This is a genomic window from Mesorhizobium sp. P2_E6, from assembly GCF_056403835.1.
Genome location: NZ_JBFUEQ010000031.1, coordinates 1 through 7,224, shown reverse-complemented (window position 1 = coordinate 7,224; position 7,224 = coordinate 1). Strand labels below are relative to the sequence as shown.

4 protein-coding genes and 2 pseudogenes are annotated in these 7,224 nt (G+C 57.8%); 4 read left to right on the top strand and 2 right to left on the bottom strand.

What is annotated here, in order from left to right:
- From AC1D08_RS33530 to AC1D08_RS33520, 3 genes are all read left to right on the top strand, one after another.
- Window positions 1-288 (top strand): cytochrome ubiquinol oxidase subunit I (locus AC1D08_RS33530; RefSeq protein WP_477425314.1); only part of this gene is annotated, 288 nt, incomplete at its 5' end.
- Window positions 285-1,295, top strand: a complete 1,011-nt coding sequence (gene cydB / locus AC1D08_RS33525) for a cytochrome d ubiquinol oxidase subunit II (RefSeq protein WP_477425312.1) — start codon at window positions 285-287, stop codon at window positions 1,293-1,295. The genes AC1D08_RS33530 and cydB, both read left to right, overlap by 4 nt.
- A gap of 391 nt (window positions 1,296-1,686) precedes the next feature.
- Window positions 1,687-2,670: an alpha/beta fold hydrolase gene (locus AC1D08_RS33520; RefSeq protein ID WP_477425311.1), complete on the top strand. Its 984-nt coding sequence runs from the start codon at window positions 1,687-1,689 to the stop codon at window positions 2,668-2,670.
- A gap of 467 nt (window positions 2,671-3,137) precedes the next feature.
- Here AC1D08_RS33520 and AC1D08_RS33515 read toward each other — a convergent pair.
- Window positions 3,138-3,611 (bottom strand): annotated as a pseudogene (locus AC1D08_RS33515) (IS5 family transposase); the annotation flags it as partial.
- Between the two features lie 377 nt (window positions 3,612-3,988).
- Between AC1D08_RS33515 and AC1D08_RS33510 the strand changes: the two are divergent.
- On the top strand, window positions 3,989-6,673 hold the full coding sequence (locus AC1D08_RS33510; protein ID WP_477425309.1) for a leucine-rich repeat domain-containing protein: 2,685 nt from the start codon (window positions 3,989-3,991) through the stop codon (window positions 6,671-6,673).
- A gap of 121 nt (window positions 6,674-6,794) precedes the next feature.
- Here AC1D08_RS33510 and AC1D08_RS33505 read toward each other — a convergent pair.
- A pseudogene (locus AC1D08_RS33505) lies at window positions 6,795-7,224 on the bottom strand (hypothetical protein); the annotation flags it as partial.

Below are 7,224 nucleotides of genomic sequence, written 5' to 3'. Positions count from 1 at the left end.
GGATGTATAACCACCGAGGTCGGACGTCAGCCCWGGACGGTCTACGGCCTTCTACGCACGGCGGAATCGGTGACACCGTCGCTAACGAGGTCCGATGTTGTGATCTCGCTGCTTGGCTACATCGCCGTCTACCTCATCATCTATCCCGCGGGCCTCTTCCTGATGCTGCGCATCGTGCGCAAAGGCCCGTCCATCGTCGCCGACGAGGGCGCTGAGATCGAAGGGGGCAGGCCCGAGGCGCCGGTCCGAGCCGGAGCGGTCGAACTTCGAGAGGGGGAAGTGCGATGAGCCAGGTCCTCGATTTCGTGCCGATATGGACACTGATCCTCGGCATGGCGGTATTCTTCTACGTGCTTCTGGACGGCTTCGACCTTGGCGTCGGCATGCTTTACGGCTTCGCGCCCGACACGGCGTCCCGCAACACGATCATGAACTCGATCGCGCCGATCTGGGACGGCAACGAGACCTGGCTGGTACTGGGCGGCCTAGGACTTCTTGCGGCGTTTCCGCTTGCCTTCGCCATCATCATTCCCGCGGTGTATTTTCCGATCCTCGTCATGCTGCTGGCGCTGGTGTTCCGTGGCGTTGCGTTCGAGTTCCGCTTCCGCGATGCCGAGCACAAGACCTTCTGGGACCATGGTTTCTGCTATGGTTCGGCTGTCGCCACCTTCGCTCAAGGCGTCGTGCTCGGCGCTTTCATCCAGGGTTTCGAAGTCACTGGCAGGCAGTTCTCCGGCGGATCCTTCGATTTTCTTACACCGTTCTCGCTTTTGACCGGCTTTGCCCTGTTGTTCGGCTATGGGCTTTTGGGCACCGGCTGGCTGATCCTGAAGACGGAGGGGACGGTGCAAGAGGCGGCGCGTCGGCACGGCCGCGTGTGCCTTGCGGGCGTCCTCCTTAGCATCGCAATCGTCAGCATCTGGACCCCGTTCATGAGTGAGGCCATCGCCTCGCGCTGGTTTGCATGGCCCAACATTCTGCTCTTAGCGCCGGTGCCTGTGGCGACAGCGGCTGTCGCCTTCTTCACCTGGCGGGCCTTGGGAAGCGCAAGCGAAATGAAGCCTTTCATCGGCGCCATCGGCCTTTTTGTGCTTTCTTATATCGGGATCGCGATCAGCCTCTTTCCGATGATCGTTCCCTACCATTTCACGCTTTGGGAATCAGCTTCGTCCGAGCGCACCCAGGCCTTCCTACTTGTCGGCACACTTGTACTGCTGCCGGTGATCCTGATGTACACCGGCTGGTCCTATTGGGTCTTTCGCGGCAAGGTTCGAGCAGATATCGGTTATCATTGAAGGCCAGTCTTTCGGAGTCCGGTGACCGCCAATTACTCGCACGATTTGTGCGAACCCACTCAGCACTGCTCTGTGCAATAGGATCTGGCGCCTGCCGTGCGCCTCGGTCCGCCCCTGACCAGGCCTAGGGTTGACTTGCGTTTGCGAGAACTAGGCCAGCCTGGGCTAGGCCCATATCTCAGCTTGTCCTACACCTTTGCATCGCATGACAGACCCCTCCGTAGAATGGGTTTGTAGGCCGGATCGGCGCATTCTCTTCCTCGCAAGCCATCACGATCATCGAGCGTTGCCGCTCCTTCGCTCGCCCCTCCCCGAGCGCGACCGTGCAGGTCGACCCGATGATCGTGATGGTGAGCCGGATCTTGAAGACCACGCATCATGGATGGATACGATGAGTAAGGATGGACTTTTCACTATTGGCGCATCCCGCCGCGACGTCTTGTTGGCCGGCGTGATCGTCGCAGGCACCGCTTTTCTGCCGACCAGTCCGTCATCTCCGGCCACTCGAAAATCAAACCTCCGCACCTCTCAATCAAACCAAGGAACCAATACGATGAGCAACATTACGACCAAGGACGGCACCGAAATCTATTACAAGGACTGGGGCAAGGGCCCGGTCATAACATTCTCACATGGATGGCCGCTGAGTTCCGATGCCTGGGACGGCCAAATGCTTTTCCTCGCGCAGAATGGCTTCCGTGTGGTGGCGCATGATCGGCGCGGCCATGGCCGATCCAGCCAAACTTCGTCTAGCAATGACATGAACGGCTATGCCGACGATCTCGCGGCCGTCATCGAAGCGCTAGACCTCAAGGACGCCACGCTCGTGGGTCACTCCACCGGGGGTGGTGAGGTCGCTCGCTATATCGGACGGCACGGTACGAAGCGGGTCGCCAAGGCAGTTCTTATCGCCGCTGTTCCTCCGATCATGGTAAAGACGCCGGCCAATCCGGAAGGTCTGCCGATTGAGGTGTTCGACGGCATACGGGCTGGCCTCGTCAAGGATCGCTCGCAGTACTACCGAGACCTGGCACCGGCGTTTTATGGTGCAAACAGGCCAGGCGCCAAGGTTTCCCAGGGGACTCTAGATCAATTCTGGCTCTGGAGCATGCAGGCCGGTCTCTTGAATGCGTATGAAAGCGTTAAGGCGTTCTCCGAGACCGATTTCACCGAGGACCTCAAGAAGTTCGACATACCGACCCTGGTCTTGCATGGCGAGGACGACCAGATCGTCCCCGTCAAGGACTCGGCACTGAAGTCGGCGCGGCTGATCAAGGGCGCAAAGGATATCTATTACCCCGGGGCGCCGCACGGCATCACAGCCACACACCAGGATCAGGTCAACGCTGACCTGCTCGCCTTCATCAAAGGATAGCGTTCCTTCAATCGAGACCGCGCGTCGTCTGTAACTCCCTGGAGGCGTCAATGACGATCTTTGGCAACCTTTCGAGGACTTTGAACCGTGTGTCAGGCGGCGCGCGAGGCCAAACGTTATGCGCTCGCGTAGCCGCCGATCGGTCGCCTGAATGCTGGTTCTGTCGGCTTATGTCACGGATTGTGGAACCGAACCATTGCGCCATCGAGTTGGCGCGCTGGCATAGGCGCGGGACATACGCCGCAGCACGGCTGCCGTACGGATAGCCAGATCCGCCAACGACTACATAGTACGCTGTGGCCACGCACACGTCGTTCTCGACCTTGGGAACTCGTCGTCGTTTGAGAATCTGGCCGCGGCCGGTGCGCCGCTGAGGTGACCGCCGGCGATCGACACTACGTCGCGCTGTCGGTACGGGCGCGATGAGCGGCGCGAATCTGTCCGTCCGCTGTCGGCCCTTCCGAGCCGCCCCCTTGCAGGCGTCTCGCAAGCTTGATCGGCCTCCCTTGGGCGTCGACAAGAGCATGGATTTTGGTTGTCAGCCCGCCTCGAGAACGACCGAGACAATAATCTCGACCCCCCTTTTTGCCGTCGCGCCGTGCTGATGGACGCGAACTTGGAGGTGTCGATCATCTGCACCTCGCCGTCATGGGCTTTGGCAATGTCGGCCATGAGTCGGTCCCACACACCTGCTTTCCGCCATCGGACAAAGCGGTTGTAGCAGGTGGAGCGTGGGCCGTATCGCTCCGGCAGATCGCGCCATGGCGCACCGGATCGCAGCGCCCAGAAGATGCCGTTGAGCACCCGCCGGTCATCGACGCGCGGCACCCCTCGCGGCTTGTTGGGGAGGGCGACGCCTGAAATAATGTCCACGCTGGTCCGCTGAGCTGTAACCGCTGGCTGAGGGAACCATCAGATCGTACGGCACAAGAGGTCTCAATACTAAACTTGCATCGTTAAGACGCGCTCTTAGGCACTCCTGCGAACGAGGACAAATCCGCCTGTTTTACAGATCCGCCACTCGAGGCAGCCGGGTAGCCGATCCAAAAGGCAGCCAGGCTGAGCGGTCGTTCTTTCGAGACCCTCGCTTTTGGAGACGGCAAATTGAACTTGAGCGACCGACGCGAGGCTGCCCTTCACACAGCCTATGTTGCGTTCAGATCGGCCGGCGATACCCCTTCTTCTTCGCAGTCAATATCGACAAGGCAGCTTAGCTGAGTACAATATATCATTGTCAGGCGAGCAACGACGGACGATGTGGCTTCCTAGTTCGAAGCAAATTCTATTGGGTTTTGTTCTATGCGCTGTGATGCCGACTTTGGCCGCACATGCCGCAGATACTCAACCGCGAACGGTGCTGGTAGAGGACAACGGTGCGTCCAGCGGCGGAATGCGCCTCAACTATCCCCTCCTGATATCCGCCGGACGCGGTTACCGGATCCGTTGTTCGCAGCAGAGCGACGAAGAGGATGTCATTCGTGGCCTCGGCTTCACCAGCGTCCCGTCAACAGTGCTTGACCCGCTGTCGCCGATCGTGACTGGTGCTGCTCCGCAGGAAAATCCCGTTCTTTGCCCCCGGAGCGAGTCCTATGTGATCCGCGCTTTTCGGCACGACGGGCGGTTTTATCTGCAGTTCCCGGAGGAGAGCAATCCTGCTGCCTACACGAATAAGCTCTACATCCCCGGCTGTAAGGGCCTGTTCGACGCACTCAAGATTGATCCCTCGATAGCTGTCGACGCTGACCCGACCCCATTCTATCCCAACGCCACCTTCGAGATAGAATGTAAGGCTGGGGAGCCGATCCAGTCCTCGCCTGGAACTTTCGCCGCCTGGTGTGCGAGACCAGACTTGTCTCCTGCGCAGGCCGCTACCGTCGTCGCAATGCTTAAGGCAACGCCCGAAGGTGAGGCGGCTTTCGGCAACCCGTCAGCGTGTCGGCGTGCAGAAACATCTCTGGAGGCGCTTCATTCACTCGATCTGTCGGACCAGCAAATTACAGACGTCGCGCCTTTGGCTCCGCTTTCGAAGCTCACCTTCCTCAATCTTTCCGGCAACAGGCTGGCTGACATTTCAGGGTTGGCCCAACTCACCGGTCTTGGCATCCTCGACCTGAGCCGGAACGAGATCGCGAACCTCTCGCCGCTCAGTCCCCTCCCCGTCCTCACTGAGCTCAACCTCGCCGGTAACAAGATTTCCAACCTGCGGCCCCTGAGCTCATTGTCGCTGCTGCAAAAACTTGACCTGTCGCGCAATCAAATCCGCGACCTCGGCCCGCTTTCGCACCTTCTGCCACTGACTCAGCTTAAGCTCGCCAATAACGCCCTGACCGGTGCCGCGATCGAGCCGATCACTGGGCTCAGCGCGCTTGTCCTCCTCGACTTGTCAAACAATCAAGTAGAGATGCTGGACTATGTCGGTGAGTTTCCGAGCACGGTGTCAGTAAAGTTGGACGGCAATCCGGTCGTCAGGAACCAGATCACGACCTTTGGCGACACATGCCTGCTGCATGAACAGGACGCGACGCCTTTCGGCTTCACGATCAGAGCCATGCTGAAAGCGACGGGCAAGCAAACCTGCCGGGAGGCAGCTGCTGTTCTTTCCTCCCTGGCCGAGCTGGCGCTCAATGGCCAAGGCATCAGCGACGTCCGACCTCTTGCTCTGCTTGCCAACTTGCGTAACCTCGATCTGTCCTACAATTCGATAGTCGACGTTTCGTCGCTCAAGTCGCTCACCGATTTGCGCAAGCTCAACCTCATCGCCAACAGCATCCGCGACATTTCGCCGATTGGCCAACTTTTGAACCTCGAAACGCTTGATCTGACCGGCAACCCGGTCGATGTTTCCAGCTATCTGCCGGCTTGCCTGATGCGCAATGCCGACAATGCGCTCAACGCAGATCAGCGCGCCGAAGTCACTGCACTCTTCGAGGCCGCAAAAAAGCCGACATGCCTCGAGTCCCAGGAATATCTGCAGCATGTAACCAACCTGCGCGTCGCGGGCGCCGAGCTGACGACACTCGGCTATTTCTCCCTGCTGCAGAAGGTCGAATCACTCGAGTTGCAGAATAACAAGTTGACCGACGTCGCGGGTCTCGCAGATCTCAATGCGCTAGTTCGTCTCGATCTGAAGGAAAACAAGCTAAGCAATCTTGAGAGTTTGCATAGAATATCGAAGCTTACGGCACTGTCGGTAGCAAATAATCCTATTAGGTCTCTTGAAGGTGTTGCATCAATGCCGTTCATTGAGGACATAGATATAAGCAATACATCAGTGACGTATATTCGCCCCCTGGCGCTTCTACCGCGCTTACAGCATGCTGAAATACGGAATTTGTCGATCACGTATCGCGGCTTCATGGAGTACTGCCTGGTGCGAAAATTCGCACCTGACGCGCTAGCTGAGCGGCGCCCACTTATAGATGCCGTCGTTGAGATTGCTAAATCATACGGCGTCAATGTTGACAATTGTAGCGACGTTGAAGGGTGGGCAACGAGAGTCGAAAGCCTGAACTTAAACCGACGTAACATTCGGGATTTGACTCCGATTCGGTTATTTCATGCCTTGAAAGAACTATTCCTTGCCAGGAACCAGATCGAGGACATAGGACCGCTCCACGAACTCTTCCGATTGGAGCGACTATCTTTGGCCGGCAATATTATCGAGGCTATTCCAGGCAGCTTAACCGACGGAGGATTAAACTACCGGCTGAAATGGCTCGATCTGAGTAATAATAGAATCGCGTTTGTCGGCAGAGGGTGGAATATCCCGGAAACGATAAGAACACTGAATTTGAGCGGGAATCGGATTGAGAATGTCAAGCTGCTCGATAATATGAGCAGGTTAACAGTTCTTGATGTGAGAAATAACAAAATCGATGATGCCAGAGCGGTTCTTAAGTATAAACCTTACCTTGGTGGCAATCCAATTTGCGTTACCACGAAGGACCCGGAGACAATAGCAGCTTGTGGAAGAGCTCCCACAGACCAATTGGAGCTCCAATAGCTGCAGCGGCGGCGTTCGTCAGCCGACGTTTTTCTTCCGGATTCCGAAAGGGCAGCCTGGCGGATGATTGTATCGGGAACGCTTTCTCAACCGGCAACGAACGGAGGCCGCAACCCGGGACTCATGTGCCCGGTATGAACCAGCCCAAATTCCGGATCTCGTTGCCGATAAAGTTGCCCACCCGTTTCCCCCGGTTACGCAGGATGCGCAGCAACCCGCTATCCACAAAATACGTCAGCAGGATGCTGTCCCGTGTTGTCACTTCCGGCCCCACTATGTCCGCCGAGTGCCACGTGTCCTTGTCTACCGCGAAAGCATAGCCTGTGTTCGGCGCGAAACGCATCTGCATCTTTTTCGCCAGCCCGCCGCCCGGCAGCTCCTCGTGAAAGATCGTCCCGATGTTGGTGTGTGCCTCGTCTGGTGGCAGGTAAAGCTGCACCGTGATGCCCATCCAATGTGTATCCGTGTGCGGCGGAATTTCGTAGCCCGGAATGTCACGCGTTAGGATGGGGATTGGAAACATGCCCACCTCGGCCAAGCCGGGCCCGAAC